At 71.5% G+C, this 23,742-nt stretch carries 14 protein-coding genes; all 14 read left to right on the top strand.

Features of this window, described 5'->3' with window-relative positions; genetic code table 11:
- Positions 1-26 precede the first annotated feature (26 nt).
- The 14 genes from OG257_RS08875 (at position 27) to OG257_RS08810 (ending at position 23,739) form a co-directional block, all read left to right on the top strand.
- Entirely contained in the window at positions 27-2,072 is a 2,046-nt protein-coding gene (locus OG257_RS08875) for an ATP-binding protein (RefSeq protein ID WP_329206306.1), read from the top strand.
- A complete protein-coding gene (locus tag OG257_RS08870; protein WP_329206304.1) occupies positions 2,063-2,350 on the top strand; it encodes a hypothetical protein in 288 nt (95 codons plus the stop codon). The genes OG257_RS08875 and OG257_RS08870 overlap by 10 nt, the downstream gene beginning before the upstream one ends.
- A complete protein-coding gene (locus OG257_RS08865; RefSeq protein ID WP_329206302.1) occupies positions 2,347-8,721 on the top strand; it encodes an eCIS core domain-containing protein in 6,375 nt (2,124 codons plus the stop codon). The genes OG257_RS08870 and OG257_RS08865 overlap by 4 nt, the downstream gene beginning before the upstream one ends.
- A gap of 94 nt (positions 8,722-8,815) precedes the next feature.
- Positions 8,816-9,418 carry a hypothetical protein gene (locus tag OG257_RS08860; protein ID WP_329206301.1) on the top strand — a complete coding sequence of 201 codons (603 nt, stop codon included), beginning with the start codon at positions 8,816-8,818 and terminating at the stop codon, positions 9,416-9,418.
- Positions 9,415-10,101, top strand: coding sequence for a hypothetical protein (locus OG257_RS08855; protein ID WP_329206299.1), 687 nt, complete (start codon positions 9,415-9,417; stop codon positions 10,099-10,101). Before OG257_RS08860 ends, OG257_RS08855 begins: the two co-directional genes overlap by 4 nt.
- Positions 10,102-10,106: 5 nt before the next feature.
- On the top strand, positions 10,107-10,481 hold the full coding sequence (locus tag OG257_RS08850) for a hypothetical protein (RefSeq protein ID WP_329206297.1): 375 nt from the start codon (positions 10,107-10,109) through the stop codon (positions 10,479-10,481).
- Positions 10,474-11,613: a hypothetical protein gene (locus OG257_RS08845; protein ID WP_329206296.1), complete on the top strand. Its 1,140-nt coding sequence runs from the start codon at positions 10,474-10,476 to the stop codon at positions 11,611-11,613. The genes OG257_RS08850 and OG257_RS08845 overlap by 8 nt, the downstream gene beginning before the upstream one ends.
- Positions 11,614-11,656: 43 nt before the next feature.
- Positions 11,657-12,187, top strand: coding sequence for a phage baseplate assembly protein V (locus OG257_RS08840; protein ID WP_329206294.1), 531 nt, complete (start codon positions 11,657-11,659; stop codon positions 12,185-12,187).
- A gap of 21 nt (positions 12,188-12,208) precedes the next feature.
- Complete coding sequence (locus OG257_RS08835) at positions 12,209-12,550, top strand: hypothetical protein (RefSeq protein WP_329206292.1); 342 nt, start codon at positions 12,209-12,211, stop codon at positions 12,548-12,550.
- Positions 12,541-12,924 (top strand): GPW/gp25 family protein, encoded by a 384-nt coding sequence (locus OG257_RS08830; RefSeq protein ID WP_329206291.1) that lies wholly within the window; start codon positions 12,541-12,543, stop codon positions 12,922-12,924. Before OG257_RS08835 ends, OG257_RS08830 begins: the two co-directional genes overlap by 10 nt.
- Positions 12,921-16,091 carry a putative baseplate assembly protein gene (locus OG257_RS08825; protein ID WP_329206290.1) on the top strand — a complete coding sequence of 1,057 codons (3,171 nt, stop codon included), beginning with the start codon at positions 12,921-12,923 and terminating at the stop codon, positions 16,089-16,091. The genes OG257_RS08830 and OG257_RS08825 overlap by 4 nt, the downstream gene beginning before the upstream one ends.
- Positions 16,088-19,876: a putative baseplate assembly protein gene (locus OG257_RS08820; RefSeq protein WP_329206289.1), complete on the top strand. Its 3,789-nt coding sequence runs from the start codon at positions 16,088-16,090 to the stop codon at positions 19,874-19,876. The genes OG257_RS08825 and OG257_RS08820 overlap by 4 nt, the downstream gene beginning before the upstream one ends.
- Positions 19,877-19,898: 22 nt before the next feature.
- The gene (locus OG257_RS08815) at positions 19,899-22,091 is read left to right on the top strand and encodes a hypothetical protein (protein ID WP_329206288.1); all 2,193 of its coding nucleotides are present in this window, start codon (positions 19,899-19,901) and stop codon (positions 22,089-22,091) included.
- A 70-nt stretch (positions 22,092-22,161) separates the two neighbouring features.
- Positions 22,162-23,739, top strand: coding sequence for a DUF6519 domain-containing protein (locus tag OG257_RS08810; protein ID WP_329206287.1), 1,578 nt, complete (start codon positions 22,162-22,164; stop codon positions 23,737-23,739).
- The last annotated feature ends 3 nt before the right edge of the window (positions 23,740-23,742 follow it).

The following is a 23,742-nucleotide window of genomic DNA, read 5'->3' as shown; positions in this document are numbered from 1 at the left end:
AAGTGCGGAACACGGGGGGTGAGGACATGGGTACGTACGAAGAGGCCGGTCGGAGCGAGAGCCGCGACGCGGCAGCGCAGGGACGTGCGCTTCTGGCGGCCGTCCACGCCGTACTCGCCCGCGTCGACGCCCACGCCGGGCGTGCGACCGCCGGGGCAGCGGATGCGGCCGGGGCAGCCGATGCTGCAGGAGGCGGGCGGCCCGCACGGAACGAACCCGAACCCGGATCCGGCACCACCCCCGCGGCGGGCGCCGTCCTGGCCGCACCACCAGGCCCCGCCGCCCTCGACGCGCTTGCCGCCTGCTTCGGCCTCAGCCCCTTCGAGCGCGAGATCGTCCTGCTGGCGGCGGCAGCCGAACTCGAACCCACCACGGCCGCCCGCTGCGCCGCGGCCTGCGGGGACCCGGAGCGCGCCCACCCCACCTTCTCGCTCGCCCTCGCCGCCCTCGGCGATCCGCACTGGAGCGCCCTCACCCCCGTCGCCCCGCTGCGGCGCTGGCGCATCGTCGAGCTCGACGACGAGACGAGGCTGACGACGTCCCGGCTCCGGCTCGACGAGCGGATCCTGCACTTCCTGGTCGGATCGCCCTACTTGGACGCACGGCTCCACGGGCTGCTGCGCCGGACCGCCGTGCCGGACTCGCTGCCCGCCTCCTACGACCTCGCGGCGAGCCGGGTCGCGGCAGGCTGGGCAGGGGCCGGGCGCGGTGCGCCGCTCCGGGTCGAGCTGGTCGGGGGAGATCTCCGTACCCGCGCGGACATCGCCGCGGTCGCGGCCCGCCGCTCGGGACTCGGCCTCTACGAGATGTCGGCCGCCGACCTTCCCGCCGCTCCGGCCCAACGCGACCTGCTGGCCCGCCTGTGGCAGCGTGAGGCGATTCTGCTGCCCGCGGCGCTGCTGGTGGAGATCGGCGACATGGACCGTGAACAGGCCGCCGCCACCGACGCGTTCGTCGAGAGCGCCGCTGTGCCGCTGGTCGTGTCGAGCCCCGATCCTCGGCAGACCGCCCGCCCCCGCGGTGAGCGCGTCACCGTTCCGCCGCTCGACGCGGACGAGCAACTCGGGGTGTGGGCCGATGCGTTCGCCGACGTACCGGACGTGTCGGAGGGTGATCTGCGCGACCTCGTGGCCCAGTTCTCACTGCCTCCGCATCTGGTCCGCTCGGCCGGCGCGGCCGTGGCCCGGGACCTGCCCGGCGAGGACGAGCTGGACGCGACCGGCCTGGCCTGGCAGGCGGGTCTGACCGAGGCCCGGATGGGCATGGACGAGCTGGGCCGCCGGATCGAGCCGCAGGCGGCGTGGGGCGATCTGGTGCTGGCCGAAAGGCAGTTGCGCGTCCTGCGAGAGATCACCGCGCATGTGCGGCAGCGGCCCACCGTGTACCAGGAGTGGGGTTTCGCCGGGACGCTGCGCCGGGGGCTGGGCGTCACCGCGCTCTTCGCGGGCGGCTCCGGCACCGGCAAGACCCTCGCCGCCGAGGTCATGGCCAAGGAGCTGGGCCTCGATCTGTTCGTCATCGATCTCTCCCAGGTGGTCAGCAAGTACATCGGTGAGACGGAGAAGAACCTGCGCAAGGTCTTCGACGCCGCCGAGCAGGGCGGGGCGCTCCTGCTCTTCGACGAGGCCGACGCGCTGTTCGGCAAGCGCAGCGAGGTCAAGGACAGCCACGACCGGTACGCCAACCTCGAAGTCAGTTACCTGCTGATGCGGATGGAGGCCTACCGGGGTCTCGCGATCCTCACGACGAACATGAAGCAGGCGCTGGACACGGCGTTCATGCGCCGCATCCGCTTCGTCGTCGACTTCCCGTTCCCCGGCGAGAGCGAGCGCGCCGAGATCTGGCGCAGGGTGCTGCCCGCGCGGGCGCCCATGAAGGGCGTCGATCCGGAGCTGCTGGCCCGGCTGACCGTGGCGGGCGGCTCCATCCGCAACATCGCACTGTCGGGTGCGTTCCTCGCCGCGGAGGAGGGCGACCGGCTCCAGATGCGCCACATGCTGGAGGCCGCTCGTACCGAGTACCTGAAGCTCGACCGTTCCCTGACGCCGTCGGAGGTGCACGGATGGGTCTGAACGAGCAGCAGCGCACGGTACGGGTGGACATCGGCGAGCTGGTGCTCGACGGGTTCGGCCGGGTGGACCCGGAACGCGTGTCGGAGTCCTTCCAGGCCGAGTTGGGCCGACTCGTACGGGAACGGGGCGTGCCGATCGCCGCGGACGGCGGACAGGCGCTGGACGCCCTGGTGGGACTGCCCCCGCTGCCCGCGTCGCTCTCGGCGCGACGCCTCGGCCAGGAACTGGCGCGCGCGGTGCACACAGGTCTCTCGGGCGGGGGCGAGGTGACGCGATGAGTACGTCCCACTCGCAGGAGACGCGGTCGGACCAGTCCGCCAGGCGCCGGAAGCGCAAGGAGCGCGCCGCGTCCCGGGCGCCCGAGCCGAAGAACATCGTCAGCGGCGCCGGCCAGCCGCTCGACCTGAGCGTGCGCCGCGAACTGGAGGAACAGCTCGGGCACGACTTCAGCCGGGTAAGGCTGCACAACGACCCGGACGCCGCCGCGCTCACCGAGATGCTCGGCGCGGACGCGGTCGCGGTCGGCCAGGACATCTTCTTCCGGGAGGGTGCGTACCGCCCAGGCACCCTGGACGGTCAGCGCCTGCTGGCCCACGAGTTGCTGCACACGGTGCAGAACCCGCACGGTCTGGGTGCGCTGCGCGCCGGGCGTGACCTGGGCGAAGTGAGCCTCCCGCAACAGGCGATGGAGCGCGAGGCGGAGTCGGCGGCCCAGGAGTCCGTACGGGACGGTGAGCCCGGGACCCGGGTCGAGGAGGGGCAGCCGACGCCGGGCTGGCTGCGGTACGCGACCGTGGACGCGGACCGGAACCGGCTGGAACAGATCGATCCGGCGACGCTCGTGGAGCGGCTGGCCAACTCGGTCGTACGCTCGCTGCGCGGCGACCCGGAGGACCGGTCCAAGCGCACCCGCAGGCAACTGGTACGGCTGCCGGAGGAGTTGCAGGACACCGTGCTGGAGCGCCTGGAGACCAGGCTGCTCAGCTCGGAGCACGAGCGGGTGCTCGACCTCGTCGACGAGGTCGAGGCCTACGACGACCTGGAGCGGAACTCGCTCGAGGCCCCTGGCGTGGAGAACGACCCGGTCCAGGAACTGCGGTACGAGCGGGAAACCGAGCAGCGGTCGGCCGAGGAGCAGCGGGAGGAGGAACAGCAGCCCGCGCCCGCGCCGGGTCCGGAGAAGGACCAGGACGACGAGGGTGGCGCTCCCGGCAGTACCCCGGAGAACGAATCCGCTCCGCGGGGCGGCGAGCTGGAACAGGCGAAGGAGCAGGACCCGGGTGCTGCTTCGGCGGCACCGGCTGCCACACCCCAGCAGCAGGCGTCGTCTGCGTCCTCCAGCTCTTCCTCGCCCTCGGGCGGAAGGTCCGAGGGCGGCGGAAGGCCGGCCGCGGGCTCCGACGAGGGCCAGGCAGGCGGCCAGGAGCAGCAGAGCGCCCCGGCCGTGAGCAAGGAGGAGTCCGCGGCCAAGAACCGTCCGGGCGCGGTCGATGCGCTCGTGGCGGGGCAGCAGCTGAAGCAGGAGGACAGGGGAGGCTCGGAGAAGCCCGCGGGCACTCCGTCCGCGGCAGGCAAGGACACCCAGCTACCCGGTGCGTTCAGCACGCTCGACGGCGTACGCAACCAGGATCTCGACGGCCCGGAGGAGACGTCCGACGACGATCCGTTCGGCTCCGGCAGCGAGTCGGAGGTGGAGGCAGGCAGCGGGGAGCCGAGCGCCTGGGACGTCAAGCTCAAGCCGGAGGATTTCCTGCCCGCGCAGGACCTCGACATGTCCGCCGTACCGACGGCGGACAAGTTGGACCCCTCCTCGTCCGCCGCCGGGACCGTCCCGTCGTTCCCCGCACCGCCGGTGACCAAGGCCGACCAGGTGCAGGCCGAGCGGGACGCGGAGGACGCGGAGGACGCCGAGGATGCTGCGGCGGAGTCCGAGCCCGGGCAGGACGATGCCGGTCCACCCTCCGGTACGGAGCCGTCGGCCGAGGCGGACCAAGGCACGCAGGGAGACACACAGCTCGGCGGACTCGCCCTGGAACAGGCCGCCGAGGTACGGCCGGTGACAGACTCGCGCGACCCGAAGAGCGGCGCCGACCCGAAGGCCGGTCCCGTCGCCGCGCAGACGACGGTGCAGGAGGCGCCGGGCAAGTCGGAAGCCGGAAGTGACGACAAGGAGGCGGCCGCCAAGGAGGAGAAGGGGACTCCCGCGGGGGCCGGCTCGGCGGCCGGTGCGCAGGAGAAGGCCTCGCCGCAGGCCGTGGCCGGAAACGCGGCGGCGCCCGAGCCCGCGGCCAGGGAGGAGCAGAAGAAGACGGACGCGGATCCGGCGGGCCGGAGCGAACCGACGGCGGACTCGCAGGCCCCCTCGCCCGCACGGGACACGCATGTCTCCGGCGGGTCCAACGTGGATACGTCCGGTGGAGCACCGAGCGAGTCGTCGGACAGCGGCCCGGCGAAGAGCGAGCCCGCTCCTCGTACGGAGAGCCCGGCCCCGAAAGCCTCTGCGCCCACCGCAGCGCCGGAAACCACGAAGGCTCCCGACGCCCCGAGTGCGGCGAAGGCCGCACCGGCTCCCAAGGCAGCGGCATCCAAGCCGGCCCCCGCCCCCAAGGGATCGAGCGGTGGAGGCGGCGGAGGCGGCGGGGCCAAGGCGGCCGGACCGGGCAGGGGCAAGGGCAGGAAGGACTCGGGGGCGGCCCCGAACCTCTCCGGCGTGGCACCGGAAGCGGGCCTGGCCACTGCCTCGAAGCTCAAGCCGCACAAGGCACTTCAGGCGATGACCGGCGTGAGCGGCTCCGTGGACCGCACCGTCGGCGACGAGCACAAGACCCTCGCGGCCGCGCCGCCCTCGATGCAGCGCCCCGCCGGCGCCCCGCAGACCCTGGAGGGCAAGCCGAAGGCCGACGCACCGGCCCAGTACTCCCAGGATCCGGCGGCCAGGTCCGAGGCCCCGAAGGACGAGAAGGCCGAGGTCAAGGGGGCCAAGGAGCCCGAGGGTCAGATCGAGGCGGAGAAGGCGGAGGAGCCGGGCGGCTGGGACACCTTCAAGATGGCCCTGGGCTTCGGCATCGGCAAGGTCCTGAGCTGGGTCGGCTTCGAGGTGGACGCGTCCGAGCTGGCAGCCAAGTTCGCCGGGCTGCCGACCAAGGACGAAGCGCTGAAGAAGGCCCAGGCGGGCAACGCGCCGGGCGTCGAGATGGAGGGCGCCGCCGAGCAGACGGCAGGCGAGCAGGGCACCGCTGTCGACACCAAGGGCCAGGAAGCGGTGGCGACGGGCAAGGACGACGCGGCCCGCCCGATGGGGGAGAACCAGGTCTACCCCAACGCTCCCAAGGAGCAGATGACGGCGAAGGTGCCCGGCGGGCAGGGCGGCAACGGGGGTGCGCCCGACGGGAGTGCCGGAACCGGGGCCGTACCGCCGGAGGCGGCCTCCGAAGTGGCCGAGCACGAACAAGGGCCGCAGTTCCAGGCCGCGTTCAGTGACGGCCAGAAGGGCATGTCCGAGGGTCGGCAGACCAAGGACAGGGACTTCCGCGACTCGCAGCAGAAGCACAAGGCGAAGGTCGACACGGAGATCGCGGCCAACACCAAGAGCCAGGCGGGCGAGCGCGAGAAGGCCCTGGACGAGGTCACCGCCGAGCGCACCGACTGGCGCACGGAGCAGGACGCGGAGCTCAAGACCCTCGGCACCAAGAAGACCGAGCGGCACGAGAAGGTCCGCACGGACGTCAAGGACAAGGAGAAGAAGACCGACGAGGACGTCGTCAAGGAGAAGGAGGACGGCGACAAGAAGATCCAGGACGAGAACACCAAGGCCGAGAAGGACGCGGAGAAGCAGCGCGACGACAGCGTCGAGGACTCGGGCAACTGGGTCAGCAAGGCCTTCGACTGGATCAAGCAGAAGGTCATCGACATCAAGAACGCGATCGTCCGCGTCATCAAAGCGGCGCGCGACGCGGTCGTCGGCTTCATCAAGAACTTCAAGGAGACGGTCGAGCGCTGGATCAACGAGGCGCGGAAGTTCATCGTCGACGCGATCAAGAACCTGATCGACGATCTGATCGAGTTCGCGAAGGCGATGGTCCGGGCCATCGTCGAACTGGCCAACCTCATCAGGAAGTTCATCACGGGGCTGATCGCTGCCGCGATCGCCCTCGTGAACAGGCTCGCCACAGCGCTGAAGCAGATCATCACCGATCTGCTGGACGCCATCGGCAGGCTACTGAGCAGCATCCTGGACTTCCTCAAGAAGATGCTCCAGGCCGCGGTGAAGGCGGTCGTGGCCGCCGTGAAAGCGGTCATGGACTTCGCCTCGAAGCTGCTGAGCGCGCTCGGCGACTGGATGCTGATCGCGGTCGACTTCCTCTCCGACCCGGGCGGCTGGCTGGGCGGCGCCAAGAACTCGGCGGTGGACGGCGCGAAGAACCACCTGTTCCGGGAGGTCAAGGCCGCCGTCAAGCAGTGGTTCAACGACAAGATCCAGGAGATCATCGGCGTCCCGAAGGCCATCTTGGACAAGCTGCTCAAGGGCGGCATCAAGATGGAAGACATCGTCAAGGAGGCCTGGGACGCCGTCGTCCCCCAACTCCCCTTGATCATCGGCGAGCTGGTCATGACAAAGATCGTCGCCAAGCTGATCCCGGGCGCGGGCTGGGTGATGGCCGTCATCGACGCCATCCGCACGGCCTGGGGCGCGCTGAGCGCCATCCTGAGCGCGCTGGGCATGGTCCTGGACTGGCTGAAGTCGGTCCGGAGCGGCGGCGCCGGGATCCTCTTCGCCAAGGCGGTCGCGGCGGGCGTGGTCGCCCTGCTCGAAGTCCTCTACCAGGCGCTGATGACCGGCATCGGCAAGTACGTCTCGAAGGTGGGCAAGCGCCTCAAGGGCGTCGCGGCGAAGCTCGGCAAGGACAAGGACAAGGGCGGGGACAAGAACAAGGACGGCACGGGCTCCGACGACAAGGGCGGCGACAAGAAGAACCAGAACCAGGACCCGAAGAAGGACACGGCCGCCCCGGGTAACCGCCCCAACACCACGACTCCGAAGCCCGACCTCACCAAGCCCGGGAAGCCCAGGACCACCCCGGGCAAGGGCAAGGACAAGGACGGCACCAAGCCGGACACCCGCCCGACCCCGTCCCCGAAGCCCAAGCCGAAGCCGCCGGCCAAGCCGAGGACCGAGCCGGACACGAAGCCCAGGCCGAAGGACGACACCCCGGGCAAGCCGAAGGACAACGACTCCACGAAGCCGAAGGACGCCGACAAGGACTCCGTAAAGCCGAAGGACGACACCCCGGGCAAGCCCAAGGACTCCACGAAGCCGAAGGCCGACGAGAAAGGCAGCCCGAACAAGCCGAAGGATCGGGACCCGAACAAGCCCAAGAGGGACGACAGGGACGGCCCGGGCAAACCCGCCAAGACCAAGGACAAGGACAGTGGCGGAAAGAAGCCGAAGGACAAGGGCAAGGACCCGGCCAAGGACAAGGACGGACAGGATCCCGGGAAGGACAGGAACGGCCCTGGCTCAGGCAGGCCGAAATCCACTTCGGACAAGGATCGGCGCAAGGATGAAGAGGATGATTCCAAGGCTGACCGCCTGCGGAAAATTGTGGCTCGCATTCGCCCCGTGATCAACGCGAAGCTTGAGGGCGGAATTACGCAGTCGTCTCACCGTGCCATGCTCGAAGGGCTCCGCGCCCACTACCGCCTCACAAGCCTCAGCAAGTCCCGGGACCAGGACTTCGAGGTCAGCGCGAGGCTGAACCCGACTTCACCCGTAACGAATGGTCATACGAGCGGCCAGGACAACAACGACTATCTGAGGCGGCAGAACGCCGTCGAGCCCCCGCTCCCGCCGACGAAACTTCCACGATTCAAGGACGGACCGGAGAAGGCTTCGAGTCTCAAAGCTCATCACATCAAGAAGACAACGCCTGCGGGATCGGAAGCAGTGGACCGGCCGAACGCGTTGCCCAGGGGGTGGGACGCGGTGTCCCCGACCCACAGCAGAGGCGGTGCGTGGGTGCGCATGCATCTGCTTCCCGCGCCGCTGGGGGGCGAAGCCACTACTTCCAACCTCGTTCCCGCGCGTGGGACCCAGAACAAGGACGCCGCAACGGCTGTGGAACATCCTGCCGCCAAGTCACTCGGCAATGTCGTACGGAAGTCCAAGTGGAAGGGGAAAGACAACAAGATGATCTGGTACGACGTCAATGTCTCCTACTACAGCGAGGACACGTTTCCGGGATTCCCGAACTCCATGTCGGTCACCTGGGGTGGATACGACCATCCCAACGGTCACTGGCAGCGGGACCCGGCCGCCGGTGTGTGGTCGCGCGGGTTCCAGCCGCCCCCGAAGAAGGAGGACATGGCGTCACCTGTCGCCAACGTGAACCACGATGGCGCGGAAGTCATACGCAGGGCGACGGGAATCAGCTCGTACTTCGCCAAGCGCATAGCGTCCATGACGGTGGCAAACCGGGGGCGGAGTAAGACGTTCGCCGATATGAGGGCCTTGACCAGGGCACTCAACGGCGGAAACCACTTGCGGCCCGGTGAGTCCGACGAGACCCACACCGGGGGCAGTCACAAGAACAGGCTGGAAGCGCTCAATCAACTCAGGAGAGCCGCCCGTAAGAAGCGGCTCACCTTCTAGGCGATTGCGGAGAGAGAGGAGAGAAGTGGCGAACTTGACGGAGTGGGAACAGGGATGGGCCCAGGTTCAGGAGGACCTCAGGCAGAGTCCGGGGGTGCAGGTATTCCGGGATGTCCAGGGTCCCGTCACCCAGGTGGACCGTCCCTCCGACGAGGGAGAGCCGCAGGGCGGACCGTCCCTCGCCCCATCACTTCACGAGCGGTCCGTCCGGTTTTCCGAGATCGGGAGCCAGTGGCAGACGGTGGAGCCGTACCCCTTTGTTACCGGAGAGTTCTATCTCATTCCCCTGTCGCAGGCGGTGAACGAGGATCCGCCCGAATTCGAGTCCTCATTCCACTCGAAGAAGGAACAGCGCATCGGAAAGGAACTCCGTGTCATCGACGATTCCCCGTTCACCGGAGCCGGATCGTTCGCCGCGATCAGGCTGCAGGCCGGGGTGACCGACCCCGAGGTGTGGTTCTCCGACCACCTGCGGGGGCTTTGGAAGATGGACCTCGACTACCGCACCTACATGGGTCTCCTTCGCCTCACCAAGGGTGCGTTCGGCTGGCAGCATCTCTTCACCGAAGCCCCACTGGGAGACGAAGACTTCCAGCGGACAGCCGACCGGATCACGAACATGATCGATGCCCTTCCGCAGATCTTTCCGAATGCCGACTACTCCGGTCTGCGTGCCCGCTCGGAGGCCCGACTGTGACCCGCTACGCAGACATCCCCAAGCCCATCCGCTCCGGAATAGTCGTGGTGGACCCCGAACGCGGCACTCCCCAGCGCATCATCGTCCTCCAGTTCAACCCCGACACCCTGGAACGCTCCCTCGCGCCCCAGTCCGCCGGCGGGAGCGGTGACTCCGGGGGAGGCGGCAGTGGGAGCGGGGACCGCAACGAGGCCCTCCGCCTCAAGGGGCCCGCCCAGGAGACCTGGAAGTTCACCGCCGAGATCGATGCCACCGACCAGTTCGAGGTCGCCGCCCCCGACGGGATCCACCCCGAGCTGGCCACCCTCGAAATGCTGGTGCATCCGACCACCGCCCAGCTGCGCGAGGCCAGCCGTCTCTCCAAGAAGGGCACCATCGAGATCAGCCCGATCGAGATGCCGCTCACCCTCTTCACCTGGGGCAGCAAGCGCGTCATGCCCGTGCGCCTCACCGAACTGTCCATCAACGAGTCCGCGTTCGACGTGAACCTGAATCCGATCCGGGCGAGCCTCAGCATCGGCATGAAGGTACTCAGCGTCAGCGACCTGCCCGCCGGGCACCGCGGGGCCGATCTGTACATGGCGCATCTCGCCCAGAAGGAGCAGCTCGCCCGGGCCGCGCGCAGTGGTGGGCTCGCCTCGCTGGGGCTGGCCGGGGGCAACACCGTCATGGGGAGGGGCTGAAGGACATGGCCGACATCGAACCGTACGAGAACGCGCTGGACGCCGTCCCCGGCGCCCATCCCTACCCGCGCTCCAGCCGCTACCACGACGCCGAGATCGGTGTGCACCGCATGGCGGACGAGACCGAAGTGCGGTACGCCAAGCGGCGGTTACTTCCACCGCTGGACGAGACGGCACAGGAGAGCGCGCCGCACACCGTCAGCAACGGCGACCGGCCCGACCTGCTGGCGCAGCGGTACTTCGGGGACCCCGGGCAGTGGTGGCAGATCGCCGACGCCAATCCGGTGCTCGACCCGCAGGAACTGACCGACGAGCCGGGCCGCGCCATCGCGGTCCCGCATGCCGGGGGCTTCCCCGGGCCGGGGGCGCGGTATGTCTGAGCAGCCCGTGGGGACCGGGCCCATCCACATCACCCTGCAGACGGGCCCACGGCTGACCCGGCCCGTGCCGCCCGAGGTCGTCCAGGCGCTGCTGTCCGCCCAGATCACCGCCACCGCGGGTGAACGCAGCGGGTTCCAGATGGCGTTCGACCTCACCAAGCAGGGCGCGCTGTCGCGGCGGCTGTTACCCGAGGGGTTCTTCGACCCGAAGACCCGGGTGATCCTCTCCGTGAGCGTGAAGGGGACGCCCCAGGTACTGCTCGACGGCCTCATCGTGCGGCAGGAGGTCGGCGCGAGTAATCAGCCGGGGCACTCCACCCTCACGGTGACCGGTGAGGACCTCACCCTCCTCATGGACCTGGAGGAGCGCACCGACCGGTACCCGAATCTGCGTCCCTCCGGACGTGTCGCGCGCATCCTCGCCAAGTACGCCGACTACGGCATCGAGCCCCGCGTCTTCCAGGAGCAGATCGAGCAGCCGCCGCGTGAGCAGCTGAGGGTCGACTACCAGTCGGGCACCGACCTGAGTTACGTGAACGAGCTGGCCCGGGCGAACGGGTACACGTTCTATCTCGAACCAGGACCCCGCCCCGGTCACTCCACCGCCGTCTGGGGCCCGGAGGCCCGGATCGGGCAGCGGCAGCACGCGCTCAACGTGAACATGGACGTCAACTCGACGGTGGACCAGCTGACGTTCGCGTACGACGGGACCGCCCGCGAGGAGCCGCAGGCCCGGGTCCAGGACCCCGCCACCCGCGACAGCCGGCTGCTGCCGCAGCCCGACATCGGGCCGCTGCGCCCCCCGCTGGGCCGCCGTGCCACGCCCGCGCTCAAGCGCCGCACGCTGGCCGGCACGGCGAAGAAGGAGTCGGCGCAGGCGCAGGCGGAACTGCTGGCGCGGGCCGCGCTGTCCGCCGACGCCATCTCGGGCTCCGGATCCCTGGACGTGAACCGGCACGGGTACATCCTGCGGCCGCGCGAACTGGTCGGGGTCCGCGGCGCCGGAGTGACGTACGACGGCGACTACTTCGTCAAGTCCGTCACCCACACCATCAGGCCCGGCTCGTACCAGCAGAACTTCACGCTCTCGCGCGAGGGCCTCATCGCCCGGAGCGACACCGTACGACCGTGACGGCCGCGACAGCGGAAGCGGAAAAGGACCAGGAGAACCTCGCATGGCTGCAGGACCGAACAACCGGTTTCTCGGAAAGTTCCGGGGGCGGGTGGTGGGCAATGACGACCCGCTGAGGATCGGGCGGGTCACGGTCAAGGTGCCGGACGTCCTGGGCGACGAGACGTCCACGTGGGCCATGCCCTGCCTGCCGTTCACGGGCCCGCAGTCGGGGCAGTACGTGGTCCCGGCCGTAGGGGCCGGGGTGTGGGTGGAGTTCGAGCAGGGGGACGTCAGCTTCCCCATCTGGACCGGCTGTTGGTACGGCGACACGTCCGAGCTGCCGCCCGACGCGCTCACCGGCGGTCCCGCCCACCAGAACGTGGTGATCCAGACCTCCGACCGGCACAAGTTCGTCATGGGCGACGTGCCGGACGGCGGCAGCGGTATCCGCCTCCAGGCAGCGACCGGGGCGTACATCCAGGTCGACGAGAAGGGCGTGACGATCGCGAACGGCCAGGGCGCCTCGATCGTGCTCGCCGGCGGCGAGGTCGACATCAACGACGGCCGGCTGATCGTGGCCAAGAAGCAGTAACAGACAACGGGGAGAGAAGTCTTGTCCACCAGCTCAGGGACCATCGTCAGCGCCGCCGCGACACTCACCTGCCCGCACGGCGGCCGGGCCTCAGCCACCTCCGCGCACCCGGCCGTGCGCCTGGACGGGCAGCCCGTGCACACCGCCTCCGACACCTTCGTGGTGACCGGGTGTCCGCACACCGTCGACGGGGCGCCGCATCCGTGCACCACCCTCCGGTGGAGCCCGCAGCCGGGCGGTGTACTCATCGACGGCTCGCCCGTCCTGCTGCACACGAGTGCGGCGCACTGCTTCAGCGCGGCGCACGTGCAGCACGGGCCACCCGTCGTGCACGCGGACCGGCAGGGGGCGACATGCCGGTGAGGACCGTACGGAACGACATCGCGTTCCCGTTCCGCAGCGACCGGCGCGGGCGGACCGCCCACGCGCGGCACGACGAGCATGTCCGGGACCTGGTCGAGCAGTTGCTGTTCACCAGCCCGGGCGAGCGGGTGATGCGGCCCGACTTCGGCTGCGGGCTGCTGGATCTGGTGTTCACACCGAACAGCCCCGAGCTGGCTTCGGCCCTCGAACTGTCGGTGCAGGCCTCGCTGCAGCGCTGGCTGGGCGAGCTGATCGATGTGGAGTCCCTGGACGTGGTGAGCGAGGAGAACGTGGTCCGGGTGCACCTGCGCTACGTGGTGCGCTCCACGGGGAGCAGGCGCGACGAGGTGTTCGAGGGGAGCGGGCCCGCATGAGCGGCACGAGCAGGGAGTCGGTCTGCCGGACGGACGGCAGGCGCGGCAAGGTCCGCGCGGCGCGGCTCGACGGCGTGGACGCGGTCGAGGTGGGGGACGACGGTCTTACGCTGACGGTCACCTTCCTCGGCAAGGCGCCGCACGGGCTGTGCCCGGAGAACATCCGGATCGACGGCGGGCGCCGGATCACGGGAATCGAGGCCGTGGAGGTGGCCGTCGAGCGGGAGGAGGACCCGGAGCTCGACGACCGGCTGCTCGTGACGGTCGACCGTACCGGGGACACCTCGCGCTACCGGCTGTCGGTGGTGGACACCGATCCGTACGGCCGCCCGGGCACGGAGCCGTTCCCCGGCTTCGACCAGCGCTATTTCGGGGCGGAGTTCGAGTTCCGGCCGGACTGCCCCACGCCGTTCGACTGCGCGGACGAGGCGGCCGGTGCCGACCCCGGCCCCCGGGTCGCGGCGCCCGTCATCGACTACACGGCGCGCGACTACGACTCCGTACGCCGCCTCATTCTCGACCGGCTCGCGCTGACCACGCCCGGCTGGGTCGAGCGCAACCCCGCGGACCTCGGCATCACTCTCGTCGAGCTGCTGGCCCACACCGCGGACCGGATCAGCCACCACCAGGACGCGGTGGCCACCGAGGCCTATCTGGACACCGCCCGCAGGCGGGTGTCGGTACGCCGGCACGTCAGGCTGATCGACTACCCGATGCACGACGGGTCCAATGCCCGGGCCCTGGTCACCGTCGAGGTGACGAAACGGCTGACGCTGCTGCCGGGGACGTTCCGCTTCGCCGCGGTCGACGTCCGCACGCTGGGGCCGCGCGACCGGCCCGAGATCGGCACCGTCATCGAGGACAGCGACCTGGCGGTGCTGGCCGAGCGCGGTTCGGTGGAGGTCTTCGAGCCGGTGGTGGCCGCCGAACCTGCCGAGCTGCGCCCCGCGCACAACACCATCCGCTTCTGGACCTGGGGCGACGAGGTGTGCGCCCTGCCCAAGGGTGCGGTGTCGGCGACGCTGCGGGACGAATGGACCGACAGGAAGTGCACGGTGCGGGCACTGGACCTGGCGCCCGGCGACCTGCTGGTGTTCGAGGAGGTACGCGGGGCGCGTTCGGGCACGCCGGGCGACGCGGACCCCGCGCACCGGCAGGCCGTACGGCTCACCTCCGTCACCCCGGGCCTGGACAGGCTCACCGACCAGCCGGTGCTGGAGGTCACCTGGGCCCGCCAGGACGCGCTCGCCGTCCCCGTGCGCCTGTCGACGCGCGGAGCTCCGGGCTGTGAGCCGGTCGCGGACGTGAGCGTCGCCCGGGGCAATGTGGTCCTCGTCGATCACGGCAGGTCGCTGACGTTCGGCGGGGCCGTGCCGGAGACGGTGACCGTACCGGCGGAACCCGCCGTACCCGGGTCCTGCGAGCCGTCCGGCTTCGCATGCGGGGACACCGACGCGGGCAACGCGCCCGCCCGGCTCCTGGGCGAACGCCTTGAACAGGCACGGAGCGGACGGCTGCTCACCGCCGAGCAGGTCAGGGAGCTGTCCGAGCAGGTCGGCGACGACCAGGTGGCGCGCGCCGGAATCGGCCTGGAGCTGGCGGGGCGACGGCGCGAGAAGGTCGTACCCGGTACGGCGTACGAGCAGGCCGAGGCACTGGCGACGCTGCTCGCACAGGTGGTGTACCCCGGCATCCGGCCCCGGTTCAGGCCGGTCCTCCAGCGATCGCCCGTCGTCCAGGCGGCACCGTTCCCGCTGCCGGAACACGTGTCGGCCGGACAGGCCGACCGGCTGGCCGCCGTACCCGGGCGGGTGCGGGAGCGGCTGGTGGAGCTGTGGCGCAGCGCCCGTGACCGCGACGGGCTGACCGAGGCGGAGATCGACGAGCTGACCGTGGTCTTCGGACTGCGGACACTGGAGCACCTGGAGCTGCACCGCCACCCCGTACGCGCGCTGCGCGAGCTGCTGCACCGCAGCGAACGGCTGCTGGCACCGAAGCTGCGCAGGCTCGAGGTGCTGACGGCCCGGGCCCGTGCGGGTGCCGTGCTGGACGCGGGCATCGCCTGGGAGATCGCGCACAGTTGGGGCCCCGGCCACGCGTCCGGGCTGCACCCGGACGAGCCGGTCCTACGCGGTCCCGCCGCGGCCCTGGTCCAGGATCCGCGGGCCGCGCTGCCCGCGGTGACGGCCGTGGACGGCGACGAGGTGTGGACCGCCCGGCGGGATCTGCTCACCAGCGGACACCGCGACCGGCACTTCGTCGGTGAGCTGGAGGACGACGGGCGGATCGCGCTGCGGTTCGGCGACGGGCGGCACGGTGCCCGGTCACGGCCCGGCGCCCGGCTGGAGCTGCACTACCGGCTCGGCGGCGGCACGGCGGGCAACGTCGGCGCGGAGGCCGTCAACCACCTGGTGCTGCTGGGAGACACGGACGCCGGGAAGACGCTGCCGGTCGCGGGGGTACGCAACCCGCTGCCCGCCGTCGGCGGAACGGAGCCCGAACCACTGCAACAGGTACGGCAGTTGGCCCCGCTCGATCTGAAGCGCACCACCCAGCGCGCGGTGACGGCCGAGGACTACGCGGCGCTGGCCTCCGCACTGCCCGGGGTACAACGGGCGGCGGCGGAGATCCGCTGGACGGGCAGTGTGCAGGAGGCCCATGTCGCCGTCGACGCACTGGGGGCCGGGGAACCGGCGCCCGAGCTGCTCGACTCGGTGGCGTACGCGCTGGAGAGCTACCGGCGGATCGGACACGACCTGGTGGTCGGCCCCGCCGGCAACGTACCGCTGGACATCGCACTGGCTGTGTGTGCGGCACCCGGCCACCAGCACGGGCAGATCCTCGCCGAGCTGTACCGGCTGCTGGGCAGCGGGCGGCTGCGGGACGGACGGCTCGGCTTCTTCCACCCCGACGCCCTCGTGTTCGGCGAACCGGTGCGGCTCAGCCGGCTGGTCGCGGCCGCGGCCGCGGTACAGGGGGTGGAGAACGTGACGGTGACCCGGCTGCGCCGGCTCTTCGACGACGCGGGCGTGGACGGCGGGGACGACACGGCTCTGGAGGCAGGCGTGCTGCGGATCGGCCCGCTGGAGATCGCACGGTGCGACAACGACCCGGACCGCCCCGACAACGGGCGGCTGACCATCGAACTCGCCGGAGGTACCCGATGAGCGGCGCGGGCAACTGCGGCTGCGGCTGCGGCGGACACGACGAGAGCCGTGCCCCCGAGGCCCTGTACAACCCGCCGGGGCGCACGGCCCTCGACTACCGGGTCGGGGACCACGGCTCCTTCCTGGCGGCCATGGTGGACCGGCTCGCCTCCCCGGCCTATCCGGCCCTGCGGGGGCTGACGGTCCGTACCCCGGACGACCCGGCGATCGGGCTGCTGGACTCCTGGGCCGTCGTGGGCGACCTGCTGACCTTCCACTCCGAGCGGATCGTGGACGAGGCGTATCTGCGTACCGCGAACGAGTACCGCTCGCTGGCGCTGCTCGGGCGCCTCGTGGGGCACCGGCCGAGGCCGGGCATCGCCGCCGACACGCATCTCGCGTACACCCTGGACAAGGACCCGCGCGGCGTGGACGTGGAGGTGGTCATTCCACGCGGGGCGCGCAGCAACAGCGTTCCCCTCACCTCCGAGGAGGAGTCGCAGGTATTCGAGACGGACACAGGACTCGCGGCCCGCGCGTCATGGAACGAGCTGGCGGTACGCAGGCGCAGGCCCTCGCTGCTGACGGAGCAGGACCTGACCCGGCGCTCCGAGATCCAGGTGTCGGGCACCACGACGGGTCTGCGGACCGGCGACCGGCTGCTCTTCGTCTTCAAGGGGCAGGGCGGCGACGGTACTCCCGGGCAGCGGCTGATCCGCACCGTGGCCCGGCTCCGCGTCGACCGGGAGGAGGACGTGACGGGGATCGGACTCCAGCAGTCCGCCCCGCCGACCCTGGGTGAACTGGTGGCGCTGCTGCGCGAGTGGATCACCGAGGACGAGCGGGCGGTCGAGGACGGCGAACCCGCTCCCGACAATCCCAATCCACGTCCGGTCAGCAGGTTCATCGCCGACTTCGACGCCCAGGTGCTCGCCCCGCTGCGGGCCGGCCTCGACACCGTCACCTCACCCGCCCGTCTCGTGGCAGTGCTCGCGGAGCCGCACGAACGGCTGGCCGAGGCGCAGGCCGTCGCCCGTGCGCACGCCGACGTCGCCGCCTGGTTCGAGCAGTTGGAAGCCATGGTCGGCGAAGTCATCGCGCAGGCAGCGGAACTGGAGCCGTCCCAGCCGGCCCCCGAGGTTCTGCGCGCGGCCGCGACGGACGGTTCCGCGGCGCTGCGGGCGCTCGGCGCGGTGCTGCCCGCGCTGCGCGGCGAGGTCGTGCGGCACGGTTCCCGCAACAGGTCCGGGCCGGGGTCCGGTTCCGGTTCGGCGGATGCCGGTGCGGACCGGCTGTCGGCGCCGGGCTCCGACCTGGGGGCTCAGCTCCTGGCGGCGCTCGACCCGCGGATCGCCGACGGGATGTACCCGGCGTGGCGGCAGTCCGCTCCCACCGTGCCACCGCTCCTGCACGAGGTGCAGGCGATGCGGGTGACGACGGCACCGTTCGGCGCGACGGCGCCGCTGCGGCCGGTGCAGGACGACCGGGGACGGGTGATCAGGCAGGCCGACTGGCCGCTGACGGGCTCGGCGCTGACGACGATGCGGGTGGTGTTCGACACCGCGGGCAAGGTCCCCCAGCGCGCCGAGTTCCAGCACACCGAGACGGGTTCGTCCGTCCAGCACTCGGAGACCCTGCCGTCGGAGGCGACGTTCGATCTCGGGCCGGGCCGCGTCGCGGTCATGACCCGGACCGCCCAGGACCACGATCTGAGCTGGCTCAACAGGCGGCCCGCCGACTCCCAGGAGCCCGGTGTCACCGCCCAGTTGCTCGACGGTCTGCCGGAGCGGACGCTGTTCGTCTCCCGGCCCGCGGACGACGGACGGGTCCACGTCGCCGTCCACAACGGTGAGCCGCGGAGCTGGCGTCTGGCGCCCGGCGACCACCACCAGATCAGGCACGAGGGCTATGAACTGACCGTGCGCTACACGGTCGGCAGCGAACCGGCGAACGTGGTGATCGGCATCGCCACGGTGCCGGAGCCCGCGAACCGCCGGGTGATCGCGCTCGACTCGGTACAGGACTCGGTCACCGTCGGCAGCTGGATCGCGATCGAGCGCCCCCGCAAGGGTGCCGAGGGGCCGGACGGCATTCCGGGCGACGCGGCGCTCGGCTTCGTCACCACCAGGGTCACCGCTTTGCGCACCGCCGTGTACACCGACTTCGGAATCACCGGACGCGGTACGGAGCTCACCCTCGCCGACCCCTGGCTGGACGAGCACGACGTACTGCTCTCCACGATCCGCGACGCGACCGTGCACGCGGGCGGGCAGGCACTGCGCCTCGCCGAGGAGCCGCTCGGTGAGGACGTACACGGCAACGAACTCGAACTGGCCGAGCTGTACGACGGGTTGCGGCCCGGACGGCAGCTGATCGTGTCCGGGGAACGCACGGACGTACCCGCCGCACAGGCCACCGAACTGGTGACGGTCGCGGGCGTCGAGCAGGAGCTCGACCCGCTGCTGCCCGGCGACCACGTGCACACGAGGCTGACCCTGACGACGGACCTGGTCCACCGCTACCGGCGCGCCACCGTCCGGGTGCGCGGCAACGTCGTGGCGGCCACCCACGGGGAGAGCAGGGAGGAGCCGGTCGGCAACGGGGACGCGGACCTGGCCAACCAGACGTTCGCACTCTGGCAGGCACCGCTGACCTGGCTGCCCGCCGACAACCCGCTGGGAGCGGCCCCCGCCCTCGAGGTACGGGTCGACGGGCTGCTCTGGCACAGGGTGGACAGCCTCGCCGGGCGCGGCCCGCGCGAGCGCGTCTACGTGTGCGGCGAGGCCGCCGGCCGGACGACGGTGACCTTCGGCGACGGGGTGCACGGCGCCCGGCTCCCCACCGGCCACGAGAACGTAAGGGCCCGCTACCGCTTCGGTACCGGCCGGGCCGCCAACGTCCGGGCCGACCGCATCACCCAGGCGGTCACCCGTCCGCTGGGCGTCACCGGCGTCACCAATCCGCAGCCCGCCACGGGCGGCGCGGAGGCCGACGGCCCCGGCCGGACCCGGTCGGCGATCCCGCTCGCCGTGTCCGCCCTCGACCGGCTGGTGTCCCTCGCCGACTACGAGGACTTCGCCCGCTCCCGGGCGGGGATCGGCAGGGCGGTGGCCCGCGAGATCTTCGACGGCAGGCGGCGGCTGCTGCATGTGACGGTCGCCGGGGTCCAGGACCTCCCGATCGCCGAGGACTCCGATGTGCTCACCGCGCTGCGCTCCTCGCTCGCCCGCTACGGCGACTCCCGGCTGCCCGTACGCGTGCAGGTGCGCGAACCGGTTCTGCTGCTCCTCGCGGCCAAGGTGAAAGTGGCCCGCGACCACAGCTGGCAGATCGTCGAACCAAGGTTGCGCGAGGCCCTGTTGACCCGGTTCGGCAGTTCCCGGCGCGAGCTCGGCAGCCCGGCACACCTGTCGGACGTGCTGGCGACCGCCCACCGTGTTCCCGGGGTCGACCACGTGGACGTGGACGTCTTCGGCGGAGTCCCGGCGTCGCTCACCCCCGACGGTCTGCCCGGCCTCGCCGACACGCTCGCCGAGCCGCGGGCGACGGTCCCGGCACGGCTCGCCGCGTACGACGAGGACGTGCACCGGGTGACCGAACCCGGGGGCGAGACGCTCACCTCGATCGCCGCTCGGTACGGCATCGCGCTCGACGAACTGCTGCGCCTCAACCCGGACATCACCGACACCCGGCGACTGGAGAAGGGCCGTGCGGTGTTCGTCTTCCGCGGGATCCGGCCCGCCCAGCTGGCCCTGCTGTCACCGGACGTCCCGGACACGCTGATTCTCACGGAGGTCACCTCATGAACACCCAGGAAGGGAGCGCCGCATGAGCAGGGAACCCGACGGGCTCGCGGAGCTGCTCCCGCAGTGGCACCGGCTGCGGGACGCGGAGGACGGGGAGCCGCTGCGGGCACTGCTCGCGGTGATCGCCGAGCAGGTCGACCGGGTGCGCGACGGGGTCGACCAGAGCTACGAGGACCTGTTCGTGGAGACGGCCGCGCCCTGGGTGCTGCCGTACCTCGGCGACCTGGTGGGCTACCGGCCGCTGCCCGGGTACGAGCGGGTCCCGTCGGCCGGGCTCGGCGACGCGGACGGCAAGGACGCCCGCACCCGGCTCGCCGAGGCGCTCGCACCGCGCCGCGACGTGGCCGCCACCGTCGCCAACCGCCGCCGCAAGGGCACCCTCGCCCTGCTGGAGGAGCTGGCCCAGGAGGTCGCCGGATGGCCGGCCAGGGCCGTGGAGCTCTCCCGGCTGGTCTCCCACCACCAGCCGGTCAGGCTGTACGGGACCGGGGCTGCGGCCACCGACGTACGCAGACTGGGGCGCGGCAGGCTGGCCGACGTACGCGAGGGTGCGCAACTTGACCTCGCGGGAGGGCCGTTCGACACGACGGCCCGGTCCGTGGACGTACGCAGGGCCGGTTCGCCGCGGCGCAGGGGCGGCCACTCGCCCGCCGGCGTCGGGCTGTTCGTGTGGCGGCTGAAGCCGTACCGGGTCAGCCGGGCACCGGCGTACTGCATCGACCGTGCCCGCAGCCTCTACACGTTCTCGATCCTGGGCAACGACAGCGGGCTGGTGACGCGACCGGTGCCGGAACCGTCGGCCACGCACATCGCGACCATCGACAACGTGCCCGCGTCCATCAGCAGGCGGCAGCTCGCGGACCGGCTCGCCGACCACTACGGGCCGGGCAAGAGCTTCACGGTCTGGCGCGACGGCCAGGACGAGCCGGTGCCGATGTCGGACATCGTCGTGGCGGACCTGTCGGGCTGGCGCTACCGCCCCAGGCTCGGCCAGGTGGCCGTCGACCCGGTGCTGGGCCGGATCGCCTTCGGGTCCCGTTCGGCACCCCGCCAAGGGGTATGGGTCACCTACCACTACGCCTTCGGCGACGACACCGGCGGCGGCGAGTACCCGCGCGAGCGCGTCACCTCGCCCGCCGCCCGGATCTACCGGGTGGGACCCGGCGGGCCCCACCAGCGGATCATGGACGCGTACGAGCAGTGGCGCACCGACCGGCGGGCGGGGCACTGCGGCGCCGAGGGCATCATCGAGATCACCCACAGCGGCGCCTACCAGGAGCAGCTCGACTTCGACCTCGGCCGCGGAGACCGGCTGGAACTGCGTGCGGCCGAGGGCTGCCGCCCGGTCATCCGGCTGCTCGACTGGTACAGCAACCGCCCCGACGCGCTCAACATCCGGGCGCAGGAGAGCGGACAGGGCGAAGGGAAGGACGGTCCGGCGCATCACGGGGGCGAAGCCCCCCGGATCGTGCTGGACGGCCTGCTGATCACCGGACGCGGGCTCCACGTCAGCGGCCCCGTCGGCGCGGTCGCCCTGCGCCACTGCACCCTGGTGCCCGGCTGGTCGCTGGAGGCGGACTGCGATCCGCACTCGCCCGAGGAGCCGAGCCTCGTCCTGGACCGGACCACCGCCTGCGTGTCCATCGAGCGCAGCATCCTCGGCACCATCGAGGTCATCGGCGAGGAGGTGAGCACCGACCCGCTGCCGATCCACATCCGCGACAGCATCCTCGACGCCACCGGCCACGGTCTTCCGGCGCTCTCCGCCCCGGACTGCCGCCACGCGCACGCCGTGCTGCACGCGCACCGCACCACCGTCATCGGCGAGGTCCACACCCACGCGGTGGAGATCGCCGAGAACAGCATCTTCACCGGGCAGGTGCGGGTGGCCCGTCGCGGCATCGGCTGCCTGCGCTACTCGTACGTGCCGCCCGGCTCCCGCACCCCGCGCCGCCACCGCTGCCAACCGGACCTCGTGGGCTCCGACCGGGCGGAAGAGGTGCGCCCCCTGCTGAGCAGCGAACGGTACGGCACCCCCGCGTACGGGCGGCTCGCCGACGGCGGACCGTGGCAGATCCGGCGGGGCGCCGACGACGGCTCCGAGATGGGGGTCTTCCACCACCTGTACGAACCGCAGCGCGAGGACAGCCTGCGGGCCCGGCTCGCCGAGTACACCCCTGCCGGTACGGACGCCGGGATCTTCCCCGTCACCTGACACCGGCGCCCGACCCGAACCTCTTCCGACCGACGCACGACTGACGGACTTCCAAGGGGGACCCCTTCCCATGCACGCAGATCTCTCCCGCGACACCTTTCGGCCCGACCGGCACTACGCGGCCGTCCTCGCCCAGCAGGGCCGGGTCCAGCTGGACGCGGACGCCAACGAACAGGCGGCGATCCAGCTCCACCGGGCCAGGAGCACCGCCGCCGACCTGATCGGGCGGCACGGCGGCCCGCGCGGCGCGACCGGGTTCGAGGTGGGCTTCCTGGGCGGCAGCCGGGAGCTGGACGACCTCTCCATCGGCGCCGGCCGCTACTACGTCGACGGGATCCTGCTGGACGCCGACCGCCCCGAGCCGGGCGTCCCCGCCGGGGAGGACACCGCCGAGGACGGTGACAGCCCGGCCGCGCTACCGGCGACCTGGACCTACTGGGACCAGCCCGACGGCCACCGGGACCCGGAGCGCCCCGGCGACCGGCTGCCCACCCAGTTCCCGTACCTCGCCTACGTCAAGGTGTGGGAGCGCGCGGTGACAGCGGCCGAGGACCCGCTGCTGCGCGAGGTGGCGCTCGGATCGGCGATGCCCGACACGGCGGCCCGGCTCAGGACCGTCTGGCAGGTGCTGCCGCTGCCCGGCGCGCAGCTGGAACTGGAGGACGGGGCGACCAAGGACCTGATCCGCCCGGCGTTCGAGCGGTGGGCGGCGGCGCAGGCACCGACCGCACGCATGGCGGCGCGCAGCGAGCGCCCCGAACACGCGGACGAGGACCCCTGCCTGGTGGGGCCGGACGCCCGGTACCGGGGTCCGGAGAACCAGCTGTACCGGGTGGAGATCCACGAGGGCGGCCCGGCGAAGGACGCGACCTTCAAATGGTCGCGGGAGAACGGCTCGGTGACCTTCCCGGTCGACGAACTCGACGGCACCTGGGTGGAACTGGCAACGCTCGGCAGTGACGACAAGCTCGGTCTGAGCGTCGGCGACCAGGTCGAGTTCGTGGACACCGCCTACACCAGCAGGGGCGAGCCGCTGCCGCTGCTGCGCATCGAGGAGGTCGACCTGCCGGGGCGGCGGGTACGGCTCTCGGGCGAGCCGGACCCTTCGGTCGGACGGCGCCCCGAACTCCACCCGTACCTGCGGCGCTGGGACCACCGTTCCGGCCCCCGGCACGGAGGCGGCGCCGGCCGGGGGAAGCCGGCCGCCGCGAAGCCGCGGGGCGGCGCGATCCGGGTCGAGGAAGGCGCGTGGCTGCATCTGGAGGACGGTGTGCTCGTGTACTTCGAGCCGGGCAGGACCTACCGGTCCGGTGACTTCTGGACCGTTGCGGCCCGTACCGCGACGGGCAGCGTGGAGTGGCCGACGGACGCGGCGCGCCGCCCCCTGCTGCAGTCCCCGAAGGGGATCGAGGTCCACTACGCGCCGCTGGCATGGGTGCTGTCGGAGGGTTCCGTCGCGGATCTGCGCATGACGTTCGCGCCGCTCGCGGCCGTCATTCCCGCAGCGAGCGAGGAGGAACTGGCCGCCGAGGCCGAAGCCGAGGCGGAGGCCGTGGCCGCCGAGGCCAAGGCGGCGAAGACGGCCGGAGCCGCCGGTTCGGGCGGGCGCACGGCGGGGCAGGACGACGAGGGACAGCCCGAGAACTGACGC

This window comes from Streptomyces sp. NBC_00683 (assembly GCF_036226745.1).
Lineage (GTDB): Bacteria > Actinomycetota > Actinomycetes > Streptomycetales > Streptomycetaceae > Streptomyces.
This window is presented reverse-complemented; position numbering and strand designations above follow the sequence as displayed.